The organism is Pseudomonas sp. NFX98, from assembly GCF_047784845.1.
Lineage (GTDB): Bacteria > Pseudomonadota > Gammaproteobacteria > Pseudomonadales > Pseudomonadaceae > Aquipseudomonas.
Map to the genome: position 1 here is coordinate 1 of NZ_JBLNNF010000043.1, position 1307 is coordinate 1307.

At 54.0% G+C, this 1307-nt stretch carries 1 protein-coding gene; it reads right to left on the bottom strand.

What is annotated here, in order from left to right:
* Window positions 1-31: 31 nt before the first annotated feature.
* Window positions 32-1254, bottom strand: a protein-coding gene (locus tag ACM110_RS29960; protein ID WP_416130623.1) for an IS3 family transposase whose coding sequence is annotated in 2 segments (ribosomal slippage) — window positions 32-903 and window positions 903-1254 — 1224 coding nt in all. Because the reading frame shifts where the segments join, the coding sequence is not laid out codon by codon here.
* Between the last annotated feature and the right edge of the window lie 53 nt (window positions 1255-1307).

The following is a 1307-nucleotide window of genomic DNA, read 5'->3' on the forward strand; positions in this document are numbered from 1 at the left end:
TGTCTAGTCCTGAAATAGGTTTACACCCGCTTCACCCTAACGCCCGATGCACCGCATCGGGCGTTTTGTATTTTAAAGACAGGTGCGGCCGCTCCTGGTTGTAGATCCTGATCGCCTCCCGCACCATCTGTGCGGCCTGCGTCAGATCCGCGGGTCGGTGGACCAAGAACTCTGTTTTCAAGATGCCATTGACCCGCTCTGCCAAGGCGTTCTGGTAGCAGTCGTAACCGTCCGTCATTGAGCAAGTGATGCCATGTTTTGCGTGTACGTTTTGATAAAGGGCCGAGCAGTACTGTGCGCCTCGATCCGAGTGGTGGACTAGCCTCTGAACGCTTCGACGCCGCTTTAAAGCCATCCGAAAAGCTTGCACCACAGAGTGGGTATGCAGACTTTCATGCACGTGATAGCCGACTATTTTTCTAGAAAAGGCATCCGTCACCAAACTCAAATAGGCAACGCCATCACGGGTAGGCAGGTACGTAATATCAGCCACCCAGACCTGTTCTGGGCCGGTAGCGACTATTTGTTCCGGGCTTGGCTTCAGTAGATTGGGGTGTCGGCGGAAGCGATGATGACTGTCGGTCGTCTTGTGATACGCCCGTTTTTTGCAGACCAACTGGCGGCGTTCCCGCAAAACCGCAAACAAACGATCCCGGCCAACATGGAGCTCCTGCTGCTCACGCTGCGCGTGCATCATCGAATGCAGCTTGCGAGTGCCAATGCACGGTTGGCGGGCACGGATCTGCTGTACAAACGTTATGAGCTGCTGATCCTGGTCGGCCCGAGCCCTGTAGACCCGGTTGCGTTTGTAATAGGCCTGACGGCTAATCCCCATAAATTGGCAAGCCCTGCTGACACTCAGGGTTTGGGTTTGCGCAACGACTTGCCGGGTCGCTTTTTTACGACAGATACGCCGTAGTCGTTCTTCAGAACATCGACCACAGCTTCAAAGAATTGGGCTTTCTGGTTTGCCAGCGCCAGTTGTTCCTCGAGTTCTTTGATTCTTTGCTCGGGAGTCAATGGCAAGGTTGGCTCGTCCATAGGTCTGATCCTCTGGGAGCGAATGGAGGCGCCTTGGCTCCAGTCTTGGCGACCATGCTTGCGTAACCATACCAACACCGTCGACCGACCCTGAATTCCGTAGCGCCGCTGAGCCTCTTTATAACTCAACTCGCCTTTTTCGACCTGGTCGACGACCGACAATTTAAAAGCCAGCGTGTAATCACGCTGACTGCGCTTCGTGCCTGTATCCATTACACCTTCCTGAAAAGAAGTCAGAAGGTGTAAACCTTATTCAGGACGGGACA